Annotated in this window: 16 protein-coding genes; 9 read left to right on the forward strand and 7 right to left on the reverse strand. The window is 71.3% G+C overall.

Annotation, left to right across the window (positions count from 1 at the left end):
- The 3 genes from ACI8AG_RS10475 (at position 1) to ACI8AG_RS10485 (ending at position 4340) form a co-directional block, all read left to right on the forward strand.
- On the forward strand, positions 1–1113 hold the full coding sequence (locus ACI8AG_RS10475) for a polysaccharide pyruvyl transferase family protein (protein WP_456597041.1): 1113 nt from the start codon (positions 1–3) through the stop codon (positions 1111–1113).
- Positions 1114–1219: 106 nt separating this feature from the next.
- Positions 1220–2593 carry a polysaccharide biosynthesis tyrosine autokinase gene (locus tag ACI8AG_RS10480; RefSeq protein WP_456596984.1) on the forward strand — a complete coding sequence of 458 codons (1374 nt, stop codon included), beginning with the start codon at positions 1220–1222 and terminating at the stop codon, positions 2591–2593.
- Between the two features lie 235 nt (positions 2594–2828).
- Positions 2829–4340, forward strand: coding sequence for a sugar transferase (locus ACI8AG_RS10485; protein WP_456596985.1), 1512 nt, complete (start codon positions 2829–2831; stop codon positions 4338–4340).
- A 246-nt stretch (positions 4341–4586) separates the two neighbouring features.
- Here ACI8AG_RS10485 and ACI8AG_RS10490 read toward each other — a convergent pair whose 3' ends face one another.
- From ACI8AG_RS10490 to ACI8AG_RS10500, 3 genes are all read right to left on the reverse strand, one after another.
- Positions 4587–5639, reverse strand: a complete 1053-nt coding sequence (locus ACI8AG_RS10490; protein ID WP_456596986.1) for an LCP family protein — start codon at positions 5637–5639, stop codon at positions 4587–4589.
- Between the two features lie 153 nt (positions 5640–5792).
- Positions 5793–6068: a hypothetical protein gene (locus tag ACI8AG_RS10495; RefSeq protein ID WP_456596987.1), complete on the reverse strand. Its 276-nt coding sequence runs from the start codon at positions 6066–6068 to the stop codon at positions 5793–5795.
- Between the two features lie 187 nt (positions 6069–6255).
- On the reverse strand, positions 6256–7488 hold the full coding sequence (locus ACI8AG_RS10500) for an acyltransferase family protein (protein ID WP_456596988.1): 1233 nt from the start codon (positions 7486–7488) through the stop codon (positions 6256–6258).
- Between the two features lie 301 nt (positions 7489–7789).
- On the opposite strand from ACI8AG_RS10500, the gene ACI8AG_RS10505 reads away from it, so the two are divergent.
- Positions 7790–8770, forward strand: a complete 981-nt coding sequence (locus ACI8AG_RS10505) for a heparin lyase I family protein (RefSeq protein ID WP_456596989.1) — start codon at positions 7790–7792, stop codon at positions 8768–8770.
- 3 nt (positions 8771–8773) lie between these two features.
- On the opposite strand, the gene ACI8AG_RS10510 is transcribed toward ACI8AG_RS10505, so the two are convergent.
- Both ACI8AG_RS10510 and ACI8AG_RS10515 read right to left on the reverse strand, forming a co-directional pair.
- The gene (locus ACI8AG_RS10510) at positions 8774–10105 is read right to left on the reverse strand and encodes a hypothetical protein (protein ID WP_456596990.1); all 1332 of its coding nucleotides are present in this window, start codon (positions 10103–10105) and stop codon (positions 8774–8776) included.
- Between the two features lie 51 nt (positions 10106–10156).
- Complete coding sequence (locus ACI8AG_RS10515) at positions 10157–11476, reverse strand: UDP-glucose dehydrogenase family protein (RefSeq protein ID WP_456596991.1); 1320 nt, start codon at positions 11474–11476, stop codon at positions 10157–10159.
- A 324-nt stretch (positions 11477–11800) separates the two neighbouring features.
- Between ACI8AG_RS10515 and ACI8AG_RS10520 the strand changes: the two genes are divergently transcribed.
- The 5 genes from ACI8AG_RS10520 (at position 11801) to ACI8AG_RS10540 (ending at position 18912) form a co-directional block, all read left to right on the forward strand.
- Complete coding sequence (locus ACI8AG_RS10520) at positions 11801–13300, forward strand: O-antigen ligase family protein (RefSeq protein ID WP_456596992.1); 1500 nt, start codon at positions 11801–11803, stop codon at positions 13298–13300.
- Positions 13301–13433: 133 nt separating this feature from the next.
- Positions 13434–14399 (forward strand): glycosyltransferase, encoded by a 966-nt coding sequence (locus ACI8AG_RS10525; protein WP_456596993.1) that lies wholly within the window; start codon positions 13434–13436, stop codon positions 14397–14399.
- A complete protein-coding gene (locus tag ACI8AG_RS10530; protein WP_456596994.1) occupies positions 14396–15433 on the forward strand; it encodes a glycosyltransferase family 4 protein in 1038 nt (345 codons plus the stop codon). Before ACI8AG_RS10525 ends, ACI8AG_RS10530 begins: the two co-directional genes overlap by 4 nt.
- A gap of 151 nt (positions 15434–15584) precedes the next feature.
- A complete protein-coding gene (locus ACI8AG_RS10535) occupies positions 15585–17138 on the forward strand; it encodes a polysaccharide biosynthesis tyrosine autokinase (RefSeq protein ID WP_456596995.1) in 1554 nt (517 codons plus the stop codon).
- Between the two features lie 298 nt (positions 17139–17436).
- Positions 17437–18912, forward strand: coding sequence for a sugar transferase (locus ACI8AG_RS10540; RefSeq protein WP_456596996.1), 1476 nt, complete (start codon positions 17437–17439; stop codon positions 18910–18912).
- Positions 18913–18934: 22 nt separating this feature from the next.
- On the opposite strand, the gene ACI8AG_RS10545 is transcribed toward ACI8AG_RS10540, so the two are convergent.
- On the reverse strand, positions 18935–20047 hold the full coding sequence (locus ACI8AG_RS10545; protein ID WP_456596997.1) for a glycosyltransferase family 4 protein: 1113 nt from the start codon (positions 20045–20047) through the stop codon (positions 18935–18937).
- Positions 20048–20057: 10 nt separating this feature from the next.
- Positions 20058–20894, reverse strand: a complete 837-nt coding sequence (locus ACI8AG_RS10550) for an ATP-grasp fold amidoligase family protein (RefSeq protein ID WP_456596998.1) — start codon at positions 20892–20894, stop codon at positions 20058–20060.
- Positions 20895–20960 lie beyond the last annotated feature (66 nt).

Genomic DNA, 20960 nt, shown 5'->3' on the forward strand with positions numbered 1-20960 from the left:
GTGGGACTACTCAATGCGTACAGTCGCGGTAATCGGGGTGACGGACTCCTAGTCGACTTGGCGGTTGACATGCTCCAGGAGGCGTACGGGTCGGCCGTCAAGTTGGTAGTCGTGGGCCAAGACCCCAAGTCATTCGCAAAGACGCCGGGCCTCAATGCTGCGATCTACCCTCACCGTTGGGAGGGTGCCTCGCTGCCCGTTCGTGCGGTCGGGGGTTTGTTGACGCTTGTAGCTGGGAGGGCCACCTGCTCCACCCCGTTGCGGAACCTTCTGGATGAGGTGGACGTCCTGGTGTCTGTTGGGGGGGCCTATCTACGAGGTTCTACGCCAGGCGAGTTGGCCAAGACTACGTTGATGCAACTGAGCCAGACCAGGCTGGCAGCCGCAGCGAACAAGCCATGGGTTGCCCTTCCTCAGAGTGTTGGCCCATACCCTCGGAGGGTGTGGCCGGCCGTGCGCGGGCTCTTGTCGCGAGCTGACGCCGTATTCGTGCGTGACGACCGGTCGTTGGAGGACCTGGGTGGTCTGGCCAATGTGCACCGTGTGCCGGATAGTGCTGTTCTAGGTCTCGCGAATGCGTCACCACCGTCAGGCCGCTCCCGTACAGGAGATGGTGTCGGACTGGTCTTGAGACGCCTGTCGAAGCCCGGAGCTTACGAAGACGGCGTCAGGCGACTGCTCAGCTTGCGCAGCGATTGGGTATCGGTGCTTCAATCCGATTACTCCGGAAACGACGACCGTTCATTTGTTCTGCAAATGACGGGTCAAACTGTCCCTCAGTCTCTGCCGGAGGCAATTGGTGACAACGGTGTGCGCTTGGTCGTCTCCGTCCGTCTGCACGGCGCTTTGGAGGCGATCATGTCTGGAGTCCCGGCAATCCACCTCGGGTATGAGCGCAAGAGTGTCTCGGCGTTTCAAGATCTAGGCCTCAAGGATTTTGTGTTCAACGCGCGGAACTTCGCCCCAGATGCAGTCATGGAAGCTGTTGAGCAGATTATCCAAGACCCAGGAGACTACTGGGCCAGGGTCGAGCGTGTGAGGCCGGTCATCCAGCAGGCTCGCGCAACCGTTATAGACGCTTTGCGTAAGGCTCATTCTCGCCCGCTGGGGTGACGGCTGGCTTGTGCTGGCTTCCCACGGCCAGCATCATTAGACAGCCCTTTTACCTCGCTGCCACTTGATCAGTCCGTAATGTTCGCCGCCGTGCTTGGGGATATCGTTGGAACTCCGTCGTATGCTAGCCGCGCTCAAGAGGGCTTGGTTCATCCCGCTCGTCGCAGCGGCCGTGTTTGCTGCCGGCGCATGGGGAGTGACTGCCTCGCTCGATCCCCAGTACACGGCGGAAACCCAGTTCTTCGTCTCCACCTTGAGTGACGACGCGTCGTCGGCGGAGGCGCTCCAAGGGAGCCAGTTCTCGCAACAGCGCGTTGCCTCCTACGCCCGTCTACTGACCGGACGAGAGCTGGCTGAGCGTGTCATAGAGAGCATAGGCTTGGACATCGCACCATCGGAGTTGACGTCCCGCATAACTGCGACGGCGGTCACGGACACCGTGCTTCTCGACGTGGCGGTGACTGATGAGTCCCCCGCTCGTGCCCGGCGGATAGCCGATCGCCTTGGTGTTGAGTTCACAGCCTTCGTGACCGAACTGGAAACTCCCGAGGGGTCGGTACAGTCGCCAGTCAAGGTAACCGTAACGAGTCAGCCGGAGTTGCCGGACGAGCCTAGCTCTCCTGACCTCGCGACGAATGTCTTGCTAGCAGCCATATTCGGGTTGCTGGCCGGTGGAGCTGTGGTGGTCATTCGGGCGGAGGTAGACCGGACGGTCAGGGACTCGGAGGAGGCGATTAACGCCAGTGGCGCACCTGTCATCGGCGCGATCGTCCGCAGCGAGGATTTGGCTGCTCGGCACGTCATCGACCGGCGCGCGCGCACGCGGGTCGTGGAGGACTACCGACAGCTTCGCACGAACCTGCAGTTCCTCAATGTGGACAATCCACCCCGGGTGATCATGGTATCTAGCGCGATGCCTGCCGAGGGCAAGACGACGGCTGCGATCAATTTGGCGCTCGCCCTCGCGGAGGCGGGGCGTCAGGTGACCCTCGTTGACGGGGATCTTCGGCGTCCGCGTGTGTCTGGGTATCTTGGACTGGTTGGCGACGCTGGACTGACGAACGTGCTGGCGGGCGCCGCCGATGTTGTGGACGTACTGCAGCCTTACGGTGACAGTGGGATGAGCGTGCTGGGCTCTGGCCCCACTCCGCCAAACCCCAGTGAGTTGCTCGCGTCGAAGCACATGGTCGCGCTGCTCGAAACGCTACGGGCGCAGTCGGAGTTCGTGCTAATCGATGCGCCTCCGATCCTCCCGGTCGCTGATGCGACGAGTCTTGCAGTGATAGTGGACGGAGTCCTGATCTCGGTCAGGTATGGGCACACTCGGAGGGAGCAGCTACACCAGGCAGCCACGACGCTTGAGCAAGTCGGGGCCCGCACCCTTGGGGTGATCTTGAACATTGTGCCGCCGAAGGCCGACGCTGCCTCCGCGTACGGGTACGGATATGCGTATGAAGAGAGCCCCAAGCACGCGCGTTGAACCGGTGGCCGCGGCTGGGGCCCTCCGCGGCGTGGGTGCCGCATGGGAGGGCGTGGGCGTGGGCGTACGCACGGATGGGCTACATGCCGGAATGTGTCGGCGCTGACCTTCCGCGCAGCGAGACTCTTCGGTACGTTACCTCTGCCGGTTGAACAGTGAAGTTCCTGGCGCACACGGGGGTCAGACGCCGGGGCAGTCGCATGCCCGGGTTGAGCGCACGGGGGTTTGCTTGTCCATGCTCGATGTTCGTGACGAGGTGGTTCGTCACATTCCGCAGCAGCGCGGGCGCAGAACGTCATGGCCCGCAGCCCGGCTGCGCGGCGAAGGCACCGAGGCTCGCCGTGCCTGGCGGGCGCAGTACGTCCGCCGGCTCGTCATCCTCGATGTCGTCGCCGCGGTCGTGGCGGCCGTCGTTGCCCAGGTCATCGAGGTCGGCCCCGCCAGCGGGACGTTCGCTACGGCGGGCAGCCCTCTCTGGACCGTCGTCCTTGTCCCGGTTCTCTGGGCCGGCGCAATGCTGGTCGCCCGGGCCTACGAGGAGCGGTTTCTCTGGATCGGCGCCGAGGAGTTCCGCCGCGTCTTCTTCGCGGCCGTCCTGATCGTCGGCACCCTCGCCACCATCTCGTGGGCGTTCCGCCTCGAGGTCGCCCGCGGCTTCGCGATCGTGGCGCTGCCTCTTGTCACCGCCCTCACGCTGGGCCACAGGCTGGTTCAGCGTCGGCGGCTGCACCGGGAGCGTGCAGGCGGCAAGTTCCAGCAGACCGCCATTGTCGTCGGCCACCGGGGCGGCGTGGCGGCCCTGCACGAACAGTTCAACCGCCAGACCGAGCACGGCTACCGCGTCATCGGGTGCTGCGTGCCCAACGGGCACGCGTCAACGTCCACCTTCGACGGTCTCCCGGTGCTCGGTGGCCTCGACGACGTCGTTGACGTGGTCCGGCGGTACGAGGTCGACACCGTCGCCGTCCTGCCCTCCCGCGAGCTCGACGGGCCGGCCCTTCGGCAGCTCGGGTGGGACCTGGAGAGCACGCAGGCCGAGCTCCTTCTCGCCCCTGCCGTCACCGAAGTCGCCGGGCCCCGCGTGCGCATCCGGCCCGTCGCTGGCCTGCCTCTCATGCACGTGGAGCGCCCGGAGTTCACCGGTCACCGGAGAATCGTCAAGAACGTTTTCGACCGCTCCGCGGCCCTCGTCGGCATCCTGCTCATCTCGCCAGTGCTCGTCGCTCTCGCGCTTGCCGTCAAGCTCACCAGCCGGGGGCCGGTCCTCTACAAGCACGAGCGGATCGGCCTGGGCGGCCAGCCCTTCGAGGTCTACAAGTTCCGCAGCATGGTGCCGGACGCCGACAAGCTGGTGGATGCCCTGTTCGAGGAGAGCAACGAGGGCAACGACGTCCAGTTCAAGATGAAGCGGGACCCCCGCGTCACGCCCGTGGGCGCCATCATGCGGCGCTACTCGCTGGACGAGTTGCCCCAGCTGTTCAATGTCCTGAACGGCAGCATGAGTCTCGTCGGCCCCCGGCCGCACGTCACCCGGGAGGTCGAGCAGTACGGCTACGACATGGCCCGCCGACTGCTGGTCAAGCCGGGCATCACCGGGCTCTGGCAGGTCAGTGGCCGTTCGGACCTGTCGTGGGACGATTCGGTGCGCATCGACGTGCGGTACGTGGAGAACTGGACTCTGTCCTTCGACCTGATGATCCTGTGGAAGACCTTCGGCGCCGTCGTGCGGGGCTCCGGGGCCTACTGACGGCCTCGCCGCCGGGCGGCGAGCGATCATCGCCCAGTACGTCCGCAGCTGCGACTCAGCCCCTCGGCCTGGCCGAGGGGCTGAGTCGTTTCCCGGCCTAAGGGCTGGGTTCGGCGCCGGTTCTGTCGTTGGCGACGCGCACGCCTCCGCGGGGGTGCCCAGCAGCCCCTGGCGGGCCAGCAGGCAAGCTGTTTTCGCGACCGGGGCCGACCAAGCCCCGTGCGCTGCCCTGAGGTGGCAGCACCGCTAGCGCGGGACCTCGGGCAGTGCCTCGTCGGCGAACTCGTCGGCGTTCTGGCCGAGGGAGTCGCTGCGCAGGTACTCCCACATGCGGCCGGCGGTCACGTCGTCGAGGTAGACGACGCTGGCCTCCCCCTCCATGCCGAGGCCCATCACCGGCGCGGTGAAGAACTCGATGTCGCCCGGAGTCACGTTGCGCATCGAGTAGGCGAGGCTCACCAGGTCGGCGTTGCTCAGGGTGTCGTCGACGCTCACCGCGCTCGTGATGGCGAGCATCGCCGCGTCGAGCTTTGGCGGGCTTGTGAAGGTCTCGGAGCTGAACAGCTTGTCGAACATGGCCCGCAGGTACTGCTGCTGCCGCTTCACCCGGTCGAAGTCCCCGCCGGGCAGGCCGTAGCGCTGTGCGAGGTACCAGCGGGCCTGGTCGCCGTCGAGGTGGTTGACGCCCTCGGTGAAGGTGTACGGGCCGTTTGTCGTCGTCTCGGCGACCACCACGTCCACGCCGCCGAGGTCGTCGGTCACCTGGATCAAGCCCTCGAAGTCGATGGCGACGTAGTGGTCGATGCGCACCTGGGTGAGCTGCTCGACGGTTTGCACCAGCAGCGAGGGGCCACCGAAGGCGTAGCTCGCGTTGATCTTGTTCATGCCGTGGCCGGGGATCTCCACCCATGAGTCGCGGGGGATGGAGATCAGCTGGGCGTGCTGCCGGTCGGCGGAAAGACGGGCGAGCATGATCGCGTCCGAGCGGCCGCCGGGGTCGACGCCCTGCTCGCCTTCGCTACGGGTGTCGGAACCCACCAGCAGGAAGGTGACCGGCTCCTCGCCGGCGCTCTGCTCCGGGGTGGCCGGCGCGGGACGTGCGTCCTCCTCGATGTCGGCGAAGACGTCGGAGACGCGGTCGATGTTGCCGGCCCAGCGGTCGGCGAGGAACCAGAAGCCGCCTCCGACCAGCAGCACCAACGTGAGCGCCAGGATCCCGAGGCTGATCAGCACCCGCCGTAGCCCGCGGCGACGGGGGCGTCCCTCTGCCGTCTCGTCCGCGTGATCGTCGGCGGTCACGAGGGGGAGGGGGGAGGTGTCACCCGTGCGCCCGCTGTCGCGCACGCCGCTGTCATCGCTCTGCATCGCCTGCCCCCCGTCGCCGTCGAACCCGGCCGAGGGTACGGCGACATAGGAGGGGGCAGCGCCGGCCCTGCCTCGCGGGGGTGAGGCTCAGGCCAGACCGCGCTCGCGATCGGTCGGCGCGCGCTCGGGGGCGGGGATGCAGTGCCCGATGGCCGGGTGGCCGGATGGGCGTGCCCTGCGTGGAGCCCCCTGCGTCGCGGCCCCGCCCGGGGTCGGCCACGCCTCGTCGGTGGCCGGCTCGGCACGCAGAGTCGCGGCTACGGCGACCTCGTCGTCGGCCAGGCGGACCCCGCGCCCGATCACCAGGGCGACGGCGACGCCCGCCGCCACCCACACTGCGATGAGGATCAGCACCCAGCTCATGGGCTCTTCCTTGGTGTCGCCGGCTCGTCGCCGGATACGCGGGAAACTACCCTGCTCCGTGACCGTGATCACTTACCCCGACGGTACGCCTGCATACCGGCCGGGCGGATCACAGCTGCGCATCACCAGCATCCCCCCACTTTGGTGGATGTGCCGGGCGGAGTGCGCCCAGCGCTCCTGCGTCGCGCTACCGCTTCTGGACGTGGCCTCCGCCGCCGGTGCTCACCGGCAGCGTGCCGCCGCGCAGTCGCCGCTCCAGCGGCTTCTCGACGACGGTGAACAGCACGTAGGCGCTGGCGATGGATCCGACCAGGGCCAGCACCGAGGCGCCGAGGGCGCCCGGCACGGTGGTGGGCTCGAGCACGTAGTCCACCGCCCGGATCACGAGCTGGTGGGTGAGGTAGAAGGCGAACGACCACTCGCCGAGCTTCACCAGCACCGGGTGGCGGAACACCGACCGGCGCCCGTCGAGGTCAGCCTGCGCGGCCGTCGCGATGGTGAGCGCGAACGGGATGAACGGGATCGCCACCCAGATCAGGTAGGCGGGCGCGAACGCCGCGACGACGTAGGCGACGGCGACCAGCGCGAGCGAGCCGCCGAGCCCGATGCGGCGGACGCGGGCGCCCTCCTTGATCCACAGCGCGATCAGGATGCCGAGGCAGAACTCCCACAGCCGCTGCACCGGGAAGATGAAGATCGCCCAGTCGGCCACCGTCTCGCCGTGGGTGAGCGGCGCCAGCACGATCGGGGGCACGATCACCAGCACGCAGAGCACCCCGGCGACCCACCACCGCGCCCGCTGCGACAGGCGCATCGCCTGCACGATCAGCAGCGGGAACAGCGCGTAGAAGAACATCTCGCAGGAGATCGACCACGTGACGCCGTTCCCGGCCCAGTAGTAGTCGGAGTCCGGGATCCACGCGTGCAGGCCGAGGAACTGCGGCGCCATGTGCAGCAGCAGCGTCCCGGTTTCCTCCGGGCGGGCCAGCGCGTTCAGCGGGATGAACGCGATCACCGCCACCCAGTACGCGGGTGCGATCCGGGCGAACCGCCGGCGGTAGAACGGGCCGGCCCGGTCACCGGGGCGGTGCGTCCAGGTGAGAACGAACCCGCTGAGGATGAAGAAGAAGCTCACCCCGGCCGCGCCCGGCTCCAGGTACGGGTAGACCGTGTCGGCCACCGGCGTGAACTCGAACGTCGCGATGAGGTGCGAGCCGAAGACCAGCAGCGCCGCGACGAACCGCAGGCCGGTCAGCGAGTCCAGCCGCGCGGTCGGCTTCGGCGGAAGGGGGCCGGACGACGACGCCCGCGGACGCGCCGGCAGCGCCGCCGCGCGGCGCGACTGCCGCTCACCCGCCCCCTGGCCCGCCGGCCGCGTGGCGGCGCTGCGCGACGTCGTGCCGGGGCGTGGTGTCGACACCGCTAACCCACCCGAGGTGCGCCGGGCACCTCGGGCTGCTCGTCCACGACACGCCGGGGGAAGATCATCGCTACCGACAATAAGGGCTGCTCGGCGTCCCCGCTGCGCATCGGGGAACACGGGACGTGAACACCTCGTTTCCACGTGCGTGGCGGTGACCCTGCGGTCACGAGCTCTCGATGAGTAGCCTCGGGCGGCCCGCCCGTGGTTGCCCGGTGCGGGCTCGTGCCGGGGGAGCAGGCCGTCGTCCGGGGCGCTGCGCCGCCCACCGCGCTGAGACCAGGACCAAGAGGGAACCGCAGTGACTCGAGGACGACGACGGCTCCCGCTCGCCCTGGCGGTGGCGGCGTCGCTGGTCCTGAGCGCCTGCGGCTCGGGCGACTCCGACGACGGCCAGGAGGAATCCCCGCACGCCACTGCGCAGCCGACGTCGACCCCGATCGAGAGCACCGCCATCCCGCGGGCCGAGCTCGATCCGGTCCCGACGACGGGGGACCGGTTCACCACCTCCCGGTCGAGGTCCTCCGCCACCTCGGGATCGACGTCGTCGGACCAGCCGGCGGAGCCCGAGCAGGTGTGGAGCTACGCCGACGGCGACCTCTCCGACTGGAGCGAGGTGCAGGCTGCCCGGCCCGAGCAGGTGCGGGTCGTCGACGAGCCGGTCCGCCCCGGGTACGAGTACTCCGCCGCCTTCTCCGCCCGCCCGGGCGACTTCACCTTCGGGGTCAACACCACCATCCGCGGGGAGGTGCGCTCGACCATCGAGGAGGCCGGTGCTCCCCGGGAGGGCGACGTGCAGTGGTACTCGTGGTCGACGTACTTCCCCGAGGACTTCCTGTGGGACGGCGGCGGCGAGTTCCTGATCTACACCCAGTGGCACCAGACGGCGAACGAGGGGTCGCCCAACGTCGACCTCTGGGTCACCCCGGGGCCGCAGCCCGAGATCCGGCTCTCCGTGCGCGGCGGGCTGCAGGGCCGCGAGTCCGCGCAGTACGTCGCCACCTACGACCTCGGCCCGCTGGAGCGGGGCGAGTGGCTGGACCACACCGTCCGCATCGAGTGGTCCACCGACCCGGAGAAGGGCGGCGTGCAGGTGTGGATCAACGACGAGCGGCTGGTCAACGCCGTCGCGGCGACCCTGTTCGAGGGGCAGAGCGTCTACTTCAAGCAGGGCATCTACGCGGCGAGCAACACCCGGCGCGAGCACACCCTCTACTTCTCCGACGCCCGCTGGGGCGAGTCGCGGAAGAGCGTCGCGCTCGACGCGGCGGCGGCCGACTGACGGCTACTGCGCCGTGGACGCCGGCGAGCCCAGCGGGTTCTTGCCGGTCGGGGCGTCCTCCAGGACCTCGACGGCCTCGTCGCCGGCCGTGCCCTCCTCCGGCGGCGGGGTCCTCGGCACGACCCGGACGGCGACCAGCCAGCTCACCAGCGACATCGTCGCGGCGGCGATCACCAGCCCCGCCATCAGGCCCGTGCGGCCCCAGACGGCGGTCAGCGCGACGGGCAGGAGCACCGCGATCGGCGCCACCGCGATCCGCACCTTCAGTGCGGCCCCGGTGTTGCGCGAACCGCGCATCGCCAGCAGCGCCCCGTGCGTGATGCCGAACAGCACCATCTGCACGCTCACCGCGGCCACCAGCCAGCCCGAGCCCCACGACTCGCCGAACAGCGCCTGCCCGACGCCCTGCGGCAGCAGCACGAGCACCGTGCCGTACACCACGGCGACCCCGGCCAGCGCCAGCGAGGCGAACCGGCCGATGCGCAGTGCCCGGTTCCGGTCGGACTCCACCGCGCTCGCCACCATCGGCAGGCAGATGACGCTCGCCGCGGCCACGGTGATGTTGAGCGGGCCGTTGGCCACCTGCGCGGCCTTCAGCGAACCGAGCAGCGCGGTGCTCGCCACCAGCGGCAGCACGAAGATCGTCAGCTGGCCGGAGCCCGAGGAGAGCGCGAAGTCGCCGAGCAGCGGGCCGGACACCGGCCACATCGCCCGCAGCCGCGCCCGCAGGTGCAGGGGCTCGCGGCGCAGCCGGAAGGCGACCAGGCCGATCACGTCGGCCAGCAGTGCGCCGAGGATCCACAGGCCCAGGACGACGGCGGTGCCCGAGATGACGTCGGTCAGGGCCAGCACGGTGGCGACGATCATCACGACCAGCCAGACGCCGTCCAGCAGCACCGCCCGGCCCGGCCGCTGCTCGAAGAAGCCGACGTAGCGGAGCGCGTCCTGCACCAGCAGGGCGGGCAGCCCCAGGAAGAACACCACCCAGGCGACGTCCAGGGGGGTGGCCAGCAGGAGCAGGCCGACCGGGATGCCGATGGCCCCGACCGCCGCCGCCGACGCCACGGCGACCAGGTGCACCGGCGCGCCCTTGAGCACGTTCCGCTGGGTGATGAGCAGCGGGTCGAGGACCGCGGCGCGGGTTCCGCCCAGCAGCAGCCAGTAGATGCTGTAGATGATCGCGAACTCGCCGAAGACGCTCGCGCTCACGCCGGAGGCGATCGCCACCGACAGCAGCATGTTGCTGGCGCTGGAGATCGCCTGGTCGGCGACGGTGAGCCCTCGGCTGACCAGCTTCCCCCCGCGCAGGGCGCGGCCCAGCCGTCGGATCACCATCGGGCGGCGCGGAGGGTCAGCGGCACGGCAGACGAGATCGGCGGGTCGGGGTCAGCCGGCGCGGCGGCCGAGCGCCCGGTAGGTCCAGCCCGCGGCGGTCCACTCGCTGCGGCTCAGCGCGTTGCGGCCGTCGAGCACCCGCTTCTGCGACACCACCCGGCCGAACGCCACCGGGTCCAGCTCGCGGTACTGCTTCCACTCGGTGAGCACCAGCACGGCGTCGGCGCCCTCGGCCGCCTCCTCCGGCGTGGCCGCGTAGTCCAGCTGCGGCCACTGCCGGCGGCTGTTCTCGATGGCGGCCGGGTCGGTCACCCGGACGACGGCGCCCTGCAGCTGCAGCTGGGCGGCGACGTTCAGCGCCGGGGAGTCGCGGATGTCGTCGCTGTCGGGCTTGAACGCCGCACCCAGGACGGCGACCTTCTTGCCCAGCAGCGAACCGTCGCAGACCTCGCGGGCCAGCTCCACCATGCGGATGCGCCGGCGCATGTTGATGTTGTCGACCTCGCGCAGGAACGTCAGCGCCTGGTCGGCGCCCAGCTCCCCGGCGCGGGCCATGAAGGCGCGGATGTCCTTGGGCAGGCAGCCGCCGCCGAAGCCGAGGCCGGCGTTGAGGAACTTGCGGCCGATCCGGTCGTCGTAGCCGATCGCGTCGGCGAGCAGCTTCACGTCGGCGCCGGTCGCCTCGCACAGCTCGGCCATGGCGTTGATGAAGGAGATCTTGGTGGCCAGGAACGAGTTGGCGGCGGTCTTCACCATCTCGGCGGTGGCGTAGTCGCTCTCCACCTTGGGCGTGCCCCGCGCGACGATCGTGGCGTACACCTCGTCCAGCAGCTTCCGGGCCGTCTCGGCGTCGGGCCCGGCCGGCAGGCCGTAGACCAGCCGGTCGGGGTGCAGCGTGTCCTGGACGGCGAAGCCCTCGCGCAGGAACTCGGGGTTCCACGCCAGCAGGGCGCCGGGCACCTTCTCGTCGATCAGCTCGGCCAGCCGGGCCGCCGTCCCCACCGGCACTGTGGACTTGCCGACGACGAGCTCGCCGGGGGAGAGGACCTCGAGCAGCGACTCGACGGCGCCCTGCACGTAGCGCATGTCGGCGGCGTACTCGCCGCGCTTCTGCGGGGTGCCGACGCAGACGAAGTGGACGGCGGAGCCGGCCGCATCGGCCATGTCGGTGGTGAAGCGCAGCCGCCCGGTGGCCAGGGTGCGCTCGAGCAGCTCCTCGAAGCCCGGCTCGAAGAAGGGCGCCTGGGCCTTGGCCAGCGAGTCGATCTTCGCCTGGTCCACGTCGATGCCGACGACGTCGTGACCCAGCTCGGCCATCGAGGCGGCGTGCACCGCGCCCAGGTATCCGCAGCCGATGACCGAGATCTTCACGCAGTGCTCCTGTAGTCCGAGTGGGGGAGTGGTCGGGCAGGTCTGGCCCCGGCGTTCCCCGTCCGTCCGTTGCAGGCCTCCGCCATGTTCGACCACGCACCACCCGGAACGCCAGCCGGACGGCGACGGGGAGGGGCAGAATCCACCGTGCAGGTGGCGGTGACCCCGCGGCCGTGTGACGGCAGCCATACCCAGGCGTCGCCCGGCCGGGGGGTCGCGGCGGCGTGGCATTGTCGGAGCACCGGTACGCGTGGAACGCTCGCGTCGGACCAGCGGGGACCGTATCGCCCGGAGCGAGCGGCCCGTGGCGTGGAAGGGGTCGGGGTGGGTGACGCGCTGACCAGGACCGTGCCCCGCTCGCTGCTCGTCTGCGTGCTCGCCGTCGTCGGGCTCACCGTGGCGGCGTCCTACCAGCCGGTCCCGGTGCTCCTGCTGGTGGTCGGCGTCCCGGTGCTCGTGTGGGGCTGCCAGCACCCCAAGCGCTTCGTCGCGGCCGCCGTCCTGATCAGCCTGTTCAACAAGTCGGCCGCCCAGGTGAGCGGCATCGCCCAGGTGGACTACCTCGACGAGGCGGCGATCGGGGCCACGCTGCTCGTCTGCGTCGGGCCCCGGCTGCTCCGCGGAGAGCCGCTCCGGACCTTCCCGGGGCTGGGCTGGTTCGCCCTCTACGGGGTACTGGGGGTGGTCAGCGGGCTGGTCGCGAACGTGCCGCTCGTCGTCCTGGCCTCGGGCGCGGCGCTGGCCGGCAAGGGCATCCTGCTCGCGCTGGCCGTGGCGCAGCTGCGCTGGTCCAGCGCGGACGTGCGCCGCCTGGCCAAGGGCGGCGTCGCCGTCCTGCTGGTCATCATCGCCTGCTGCCTGGTCAACCTCGCCATCCCGCAGACCTGGCAGAGCACGGTCGGCAACATCGACCAGCTCAGCTACCGCGCGGCCATCCCGTCGCTGATCGGGCCGTTCGTCGAGCCGGGCACGCTCGGCATCATGGCCGCCCTGGGGTTCCTCGGGGTCGTCGCCTGGAACACCAGCATGGGCGCGACCCGCTTCACCTGGCTGCTGTCGGCCGGCATGGCCCTGGTCGCCGTCCTCTCCTTCCGGCGCAAGACCTGGCTGGGGATGATGGGCAGCTTCCTGTGGCTGAGCTCCCGGGCCGGCCGCGCCGGCGTCTTCCCGGCGGCGCTCACCGTCGTCGCCGGCATCGTCATCGTCTTCTGGTCGACGCTGCTGAACGCGCTGCAGGGCATCGTCGCGACCTACGTGGACCAGTCCGAGGGCACCGCGGCGCGCACGCTGATGACCCGCGACTCCTTCTTCGTCGCCCAGGACTACTTCCCGCTGGGCGCCGGCTTCGGCCGGTTCGGCTCGGACACGGCCTCGGAGTTCTACAGCCCGCTCTACCTCGAGCGCGGCTACCAGTACGTCTGGGGGCTGTCCGAGCGCACCGGCAACGCGATGTTCCTCACCGACACCATGTGGCCGGCGGTGCTGGGGGAGTCCGGGTTCCTCGGGATGCTGGCGTTCCTCGCCGCGCTCGTCGCCGTGTGGCGGACCGCGAGCCGGCTGTCGCGCGACGCCGAGCCGGTGGCGCGGTTCCTCGGGCTGACCGGGATCGCCTGGCTGGTCCAGTACCTGCTCGAGTCCACGGGCAACCCGGTGTTCGTCTCCCCGCCCTCCTACATCCCCCTGTTCGTCCTGATCGGCCTGCTGGGATCGTTCGGTGCACGGTCCGCCGAGGAGGACGGGGCCGCCGGCGAGCGGCCGGGCGGAGCGCATCCGGACCGGCGGCGTGCCGAACCGGCGCGCGCGGACGTGGCGAACGTCACCTAGCCCGTCCCCATCCGCTGCCGGCAGCCACCCCAACCGGCGAATCGGCGCGCGCGGGAAAGGCTCCGTCCCCGCGCCCCATTACGCTGCGGGAGTGCCACCACGACGGGATCGAACCGAACCGGCAGGTGAGAGGGTGGAGCTGTCCGCGGCGCTCAGCGGCAAGCGCGCCCTCCTGGTCGCCTCGACCGGTGGTCACCTCGCGCAGATCGTCCGGTGGGCCGAGCGCTTCGCCCTCCGGCCGGACTCGGTCTTCGCCACGTTCGAGTCCGAGCAGAGCCGGTCGCTGCTCGGCGGGCGTCGCGTGGTCGCCCTCGACTACGTGCCTCCGCGAGGCCTGGCACCGGCGGTCCGCGCTGCCGTCCGGCTGCACCGGGAGACCCGCCGGGAGCCCTTCGACGTCGTCCTGAGCACCGGTGCCGCGGTCGGTCTCTCCGCCTACGCGATCGCGCAGCTGCGGCGCCTCCCGTTCGTCTACATCGAGAGCGTGTCCCGCTTCGACGGGCCCTCGGCCACCGGCCGCATCCTCGAGCGGCTGCCACGGGTCCAGCGCTACTGCCAGCACGCCACGTGGGCCGACCGCCCCGGCTGGCAGCTGGGCCCCTCGCTCCTCGACGACTACACCGCCGTCCCCGCTCCCGACGGCCCCGCCCCCAGCGGCGGGGGACGCCGCGTCTTCGTCAGCCTCGGCACCATCAAGCCGTTCCGCTTCGACGCGCTGGTCGACGCGGTGCGGGACGGGTTGCGGCCCGGCGACACCGTCACCTGGCAGCTGGGCGCCACGACGCGCGACGACCTGCCGGGGGACGTGAACCAGGAGATGCGCGCCGAGGACTTCGACCGCCTGGTGGCCGAGAGCGACGTCTTCGTGACCCACGCCGGCGTGGGCACCCTGATGCGCGCCCTCGAGCTCGGTGTCCGGCCCGTCGTCGTCCCGCGGCTGGCCGAGCGCGGCGAGCACGTCGACGACCACCAGCTGCAGGTGGCCCGTGAGCTCGCCGGGCGCGGGCTGGTCCTGCTGCGGGCGCCCGGGGAGCTGACCGCCGCGGACCTCGACCCCTCCGGCGTGGTGATCCGCCGAGCCGGGGACACGTCGGCGTGAGCCGCCCCCCGCGGCCCGCGCTGCGCGTCACGCAGATCGGCAACGCGTCGCAGGGGCGCGGCGGTGTCTCCTCCGTTGTGCGCACGATGAACACCTGGAGCGGGGACGACCTCGTCGTGCGCGAGTGGCCCTCCTACTGGCACGGCGACCGGCGGCGGACCCTCGCCACGTTCGCCCGGACGGCGTTGAAGGTCCTGCTCAGCCGGGCGGAGCCCACCGACGTCTGGCACTTCCACCTGACCCAGCACGGCTCCTTCCTCCGCGAGGGGCTGCTGCTCGGCATCGCCCGCCGGCGCGGGATCTGCTGCACCGCACTGGTGCACGGCTCGCAGTTCGTCGCGTTCGCCGAGGGCAACCGCCGGCTGGCCCGGCTGGTGCTGCGCTGGCCCGCGATGGTGTTCGTGCTCACCGATCCGGCGGCCGAGGTCGTGCGCTCCCTCGGCATCGACGCCGTCCGGGTGGCCAACTCCGTGCCCATCGAGGAGAGCCCGGTCGCCGACGGCCGCTCGGGGTTCGTCTTCGCCGGCGAGGTCGGGCAGCGCAAGGGCGCCGACGTCCTCCTCGACGCGTGGTCGGAGGCGCGGCTGGACGGCCAGCAGCTGATCCTCTTCGGCGACCTCGCGCCCCAGTTCCGACTGCCCGCCCCGCTCCCCGACGGCGTGGTGTTCGAAGGGCCCGTCGCGCCGGAGCAGGTGCGCGCCCGGCTGCGGACGGCGCTCGCGCTCGTGCTGCCCAGCCGGGCGGAGGCCATGCCGATGATCATCCTCGAGTCGATGAGCCTGGCGACGCCGGTCATCGCCAGCGACGTCGGCCAGATCGCCGAGGTGGTCGACGACACGGGGATGGTCGTGCCCCCGGCCGACTCCGAGGCGCTCGGCGCGGCGCTGCGCCGGATGGCCGATTCCCCGGAGCTCGCCCTGTCGCTGGGGCGCCGCGCCTGGGAGCGGGTGCGGGCCCGGCACTCGAACGACGTCGTGCGGCGCAAGTTCGTCGAACACTGGCGCAAGTGCGTCGGCCATGGCCCGTCCGGGTGAACCCTCCCCCCGGATCCCCCGCACGATATCTAGCCTGGACGGCCCAGCAACTGCTTGAGTCGGCAGAACCGGGAACGTGCGGGCCCGCGCGACGTCCGCGACCGCCTGGAGCTCACGCCCGTGAGCGTCGATCACCGGAGACGAGGAAGTAGTGGAACTCAGAGACACCATCGCGGCCTTCCGCGCCGGGTGGTTCCTGCCCGTGATCGGGGTGCTGGTGGGCGGCGCGGTCGGGGCCGGTACCGCCCTGGCGATGACGCCGACCTACACGTCGGGGACCCAGCTGTGGGTGACCTCGACGGACGCGACCACCACCACCGCCGCCTTCCAGGGCAGCCAGTTCTCCCAGAACCGGGTGGCCTCGTACGTCCAGCTCCTCACCAGCGAGCGGCTGGCCGACGGCGTCGTCGACCGGCTCGACCTGGACCTGGCCGCGCCGGCCGTGCAGGGGAAGATCGAGGCCTCGGTCGTGCCCGACACGACCGTCCTCGACATCGTGGTCACCGACACCTCGGCCGAGCGGGCGCGCGACCTGGCGGCCGCCGTCGCCGCCGAGTTCACCGACCTGGTGGAGGAGGTCGAGGCGACCACCACGACGCCGACCGACCCCGAGGTCGAGCCGGTGACGAGCATCCCGGTGAAGGTGACCGTCCTCGACACGCCCGAGGTCGCGCAGGAGCCCGCCTCCCCGAACCTCGTCGCCAACACCGCCGTCGGCGTGCTGGTCGGCCTGCTGGTCGGCCTGGCGCTGGCCTACGCACGGGTGCGGATGGACCGCTCCGTGCGCGACGGGACGGTCGCCGCCGCGGCGGCCGGCGCCCCGGTGATCGGGACCATCGCCCGCGATCCCCACCTCGCCTCCCAGCACGTGCTCGAGCGGCACAGCAGGTCGGGCAACGCCGAGGCGTTCCGGCAGCTGCGCACCAACCTGCAGTTCCTCGACGTCGACGAGCCGCCGCGCGTGATCATGGTGTCGAGCGCGGCCGCCGCGGAGGGGAAGACCACCCTCGCCATCAACCTGGCCGTCACCCTGGCCGAGGGCGGCCACCGGGTGGCGCTGGTCGAGTCCGACCTGCGGCACCCCCGCGTGGTCAAGTACCTCGGGCTGGTCGACGGCGCCGGGCTGACCAGCGTCCTGGCCGGTACCGCCGACCTCGACGACGTCCTCCAGCCCTACGGCAACGGCCGGATGTCCGTCCTCGGCGCCGGCTCCATCCCGCCCAATCCCAGCGAGCTGCTGGCCTCCAGCCAGCTGCGCAACGTGGTCGACCGGCTGCGGGCCACCCACGACTTCGTCGTCTTCGACACCCCGCCGCTGCTGCCGGTCGCCGACGGCAGCGCCGTCGCGGCGGCCATGGACGGCGTGCTGCTGTCGGTCCGCCAGGGCAAGACCCGGCGGGACGAGGTGGAGCGGGCCGCGGCGCTCCTCGACCGGGTCGGCGCACGGATGCTGGGGGTCATCCTCAACCTCGCCCCGGCGTCGGCGCTGCCGCACGCGTACGGCTACGCGGGGGAGGGCCCCACGGAGTCCGACGAGCCGAAGCCCGGGCCCGTCGTCGCCGAGCAGGAGCCCCCTGCGGCGTCGGGCGTCGTGCCGGGGGACGACGGCCAGGCCGAGCCGGCGGGAGCGACGCGGGTCGAGATCCCATCCGCGGCCGCCGAGCCTGCCGGTGCCGAGCGGTCGGACTACCCGAGCCGGCACTGAGCGGGGTCGCCGCCACCCGGGTGGAACGCGGCTGTGACCGGGGTCGCTGACCGTCTGTGACGGAGGATCTCCGTTACGTACTGTTATGTCGTGGCCGAGACATTTCGGCCCTGAGCCGTTAACGTCGTGTCCGGCGGCTCGACCGGCCGGTGCAATGGTGCCCGGCTGCCCATGCGTGCTCACTCTCCGTACAGGTGGGCGAGGCGGTGTGTTGGCGGGTTCGCCACCACGACGACCAGACGCACCCAGGGGGCTCGGTATCTCGATGCAGGTTGCTCACGAACAGACGACTCGTGAGGTGCTGCCCGCGAAGGTGCGGACCCGCTTCTACGGCCTCCGCCGCCTGCGCGGCGAAGGCACCGAGGCCCGACGGGCGTGGCGCTCGGCCTACGTCCGCAGCATCGTCCTCGGGGATGCGGTCTGCGCCGTGCTCGCGGCCACGATCGGCTACTTCGTCCGGTTCGGCACCGAAGTCGACGGCGCGGCCCAGTACTCGCTGTGGGCCGCCCTGCTCATGCCCTTCCTGTGGCTGGCCGCCATGCACGTCGGCCGCAGCTACGAGGAGCGCTTCCTCTGGGTCGGCGCCGAGGAGTTCCGCCGGGTCCTGCACTCCGCTGCGGTCCTGCTGGCCGTCGTGGCCGTGGTCTCCTGGGGGCTGGACCTGCGCGTCGCCCGCGGCTTCGTCGTCGTCGCCCTCCCGCTGGCCACCGTGCTCACCCTGCTGTACCGCTACGTGCGCCGGCAGGCGCTGCACCGGGCCCGCACCGGTGGGGCGTTCCAGCAGACCACCGTCATCGTCGGGCACCGCAACGCCGTGGCCTCGCTGCACGCCGAGCTCGACCGCGCCGCCTACCACGGCTACCAGGTCATCGGGTGCTGCCTGCCCGACGGCAAGGCGGCCGACGTGCCCACCGACTTCGACGGCCTGCCCGTCCTCGGCGGCCTCGACGAGGTGCTCGACGTGGTGAAGCGGTACGAGGTCGACACCGTCGCCGTCATGCCCAGCCCGGAGCTGGACGGCTCGTCGCTGCGCCGGCTCGGCTGGGAGCTGGAGAAGACCGAGGCCGAGCTGCTGCTCGCCCCGGCCGTCACCGAGGTCGTCGGGCCGCGGGTGGCCATCCGCCCCGTGTGCGGGCTCCCGCTGCTGCACGTCGAGCGGCCCGAGCTCCGCGGGGTGCGCCGGCTGGCCAAGACGGTGGTCGACACCTCCCTCGCCGCCGTCGCGCTGCTCCTGACGCTCCCGCTGTTCCTCGTCATCGCGCTGGCCCTGAAGACGACCAGCCGCGGCCCGGTGTTCTTCAAGCAGACCCGCGTCGGCCGCGACGGGCAGACGTTCTCCATGCTCAAGTTCCGCAGCATGGTGCAGGGCGCCGACCGGATGGTCGAGGTGCTCGAGTCCGACAACGACGGCAACGGCGTCCTCTACAAGCGGAAGGCCGACCCGCGCGTGACGCGGGTCGGGCGGGTGCTGCGCCGGTACTCCCTCGACGAGCTGCCGCAGCTGATCAACGTGCTGCGCGGCGACATGAGCCTGGTCGGCCCGCGCCCGCCGCTGCCCAGCGAGACCGAGCGCTACGGCTTCGACATGCGCCGCCGCTTCCTGGTCAAGCCGGGCATCACCGGGCTGTGGCAGATCAGCGGCCGCTCGGACCTCTCCTGGGACGACTCCGTGCGCATCGACGTGCGCTACGTGGAGAACTGGTCGCTGAGCTTCGACATGATGATCCTGTGGAAGACCCTCGGAGCCGTCCTCCGCGGCCGCGGCGCCTACTGACGCCCGGCCGGGCGGCCCCGGGTCAGCCGGCGGCCGCCTGCCACAAGGCGCGGATGTCGGCGTACATGGAGCGGGCGTCGAATCCCGCCTGCCACGTCGCGTAGGCCGCCTGCGCCATCGCGTCGCGCAGCTCCTCACCACCCAGGAGGAGCCGCAGGTGCTCGGTCAGGGCGTCGACGTCGCCGGGCGGGACGAGGTAGCCGTTGGCGCCCGAGGTGACCAGCTCGGCCATGGCGCCGACCGGGGTCGTGACGGCTGGGATGCCCCGGCTCATGGCCTCGATGACCACCATCGGCAGGCCCTCGGCGTGGCTCGGCAGGGCCAGCAGGTAGGCCTCTCGCAGGAGCTCCTGCGCCTGCGCGCGGGGGAGCGACCCCGCGTAGGTGATGCGGCCGGGGCGGGCCCGGACCGCCTCCTCCACCAGTGCGACGACGCGGGGCTCGGCCGGGGGACCGGCGAGCACCAGCTCCGCGTCGGGGACGTCGTCGAGCCGCTCGAACGCGCGCAGCAGCTCGGGCACGCCCTTGCCCTCGTCCATCCGGCCGAGCAGGAGCACCCGCTTGGTGCGACCGGCGGGCCACGGCACGACCGGCGGTGCGCCGTCCGCCACGCCGTTGTGCACGACGTGCACCCGCGCGGCGGGGACGCCCAGCTCCTCGCAGACCAGCCGGGCCCACGGCTTTCCCAGGACCACCACGAACGCCGCGCGCTGGAAGAACCGCTCGACCCGGCGCTTCGCGGCCGGCGAGAGCGTCGCGAGGAAGTCCCGGTACCCGGCGCCGTGCAGGTGGATGCCGTAGGGCAGGCCGCGCACCGCGCAGGCACGGGCGATCGCCAGCTTGCGCCAGGTGCTGCCGCGGCTGGCCACGTGCAGGTGGACGACGTCGGCGCGCGCCGTGCCGGCCGTCAGCAGGCTGTGGGCGAACGCCACGGCCCGCTGCGGGACGGGGCCGATCCCGCCGGAGTCCACCACCCGCAGCTGCACGGGGGTGGCGCTGAGCCGGTTCTGGGTCTCCAGCTCGGCGACGACCGAGGCCATGCCGCCGGGCTGCCCGCCGGTCGGGCCGACGCTCAGGACCCGGAGCGCGCCGTCGGCGTCGTCGTGGTGGCCGGGGCCCGTCGTTCCGTTCCGCATCGTGCCCGGCTCACCGGCCCGAGACGTCGTCGAGGGCGGGCAGCGTCCACTGCTCCCCGAGCCAGGCGTCGAAGCTGTGCGGCTCGAACGGCAGCACACCCCCGCCCGGGTAGGGGGTGAACTCGCTGAACCAGATGGTGCCGTCGACGTTGTAGAGGTCGACCCGCATGAAGTCGAAGTCGCGGCCGAGCACCTCCGCCGCGTGGTTCAGCTCGGCCAGGTTCTCCGGCGGCGGGCCGGGCTCGCCGCTGCCCAGGGCGGTCGCCACGTGCAGCGGTTCCCAGTCGGCCGTGTAGAAGGTGCGTGAGTGCTGCTTGGTGAACCGGCCCGTATCGACCGACACCGCGGCGATCTTGCCGTCGAAGACCAGGTACTTGTAGTCGTCGGGCGGCGTCACGCCGTCGCCGATGGCCTCCTCGATGACGTACAGGGGGCGCGCCTCGCTGTACGCCCACTCGCCGAGCAGGACGCTCTGGTCGTCGCGCAGCCAGGTCCTCGTCTCCGCGATCGTCCGGGCGTCGACCGTCTCCTTCTCGCTGCCGAAGCGCACCAGGCCGCTGCGGTGGTTGGGCTTGAGCACCCAGGGCCGGTCGAACATCCGGCCGGCCACCTCGGTGAGGTCCGTGCCCGACCAGAAGGTCTCCGGCACCGAGATGCCGGCCTCCTCCTGCACCTGGGCCGCGTGGTCCTTCATCGCCAGCTTGTCGCAGGTCCAGGCCAGCAACGGGCGCCGGTCGTGGAGGATGCGCCAGTTGATCTTCTCGCCGAACGTCTGCGGATCGCGGAGCCGCGGCAGCCGCCCGTGCCCGGCCAGGTACAGGTATCGCCGCCGGAGAGGAAGGGGCATCAGGCCGGCGACCCTGCGGTGAGCCGGCTGGAAAACGTGTCGGAGGCTCTCGTTCAAGCCGCTCCG

The sequence above is a fragment of the Blastococcus sp. SYSU DS0552 genome (assembly GCF_054050815.1).

Coding starts and splice junctions, on each gene's coding strand:
- ACI8AG_RS10485 (WP_456596985.1), top strand. CDS start 2,829: ATGCTCGATGTTCGTGACGAGGTGGTTCGTCACATTCCGCAGCAGCGC.
- ACI8AG_RS10495 (WP_456596987.1), bottom strand. CDS start 6,068: ATGAGCTGGGTGCTGATCCTCATCGCAGTGTGGGTGGCGGCGGGCGTC.
- ACI8AG_RS10510 (WP_456596990.1), bottom strand. CDS start 10,105: ATGGTGATCCGACGGCTGGGCCGCGCCCTGCGCGGGGGGAAGCTGGTC.
- ACI8AG_RS10545 (WP_456596997.1), bottom strand. CDS start 20,047: ATGCGGAACGGAACGACGGGCCCCGGCCACCACGACGACGCCGACGGC.
- ACI8AG_RS10550 (WP_456596998.1), bottom strand. CDS start 20,894: ATGCCCCTTCCTCTCCGGCGGCGATACCTGTACCTGGCCGGGCACGGG.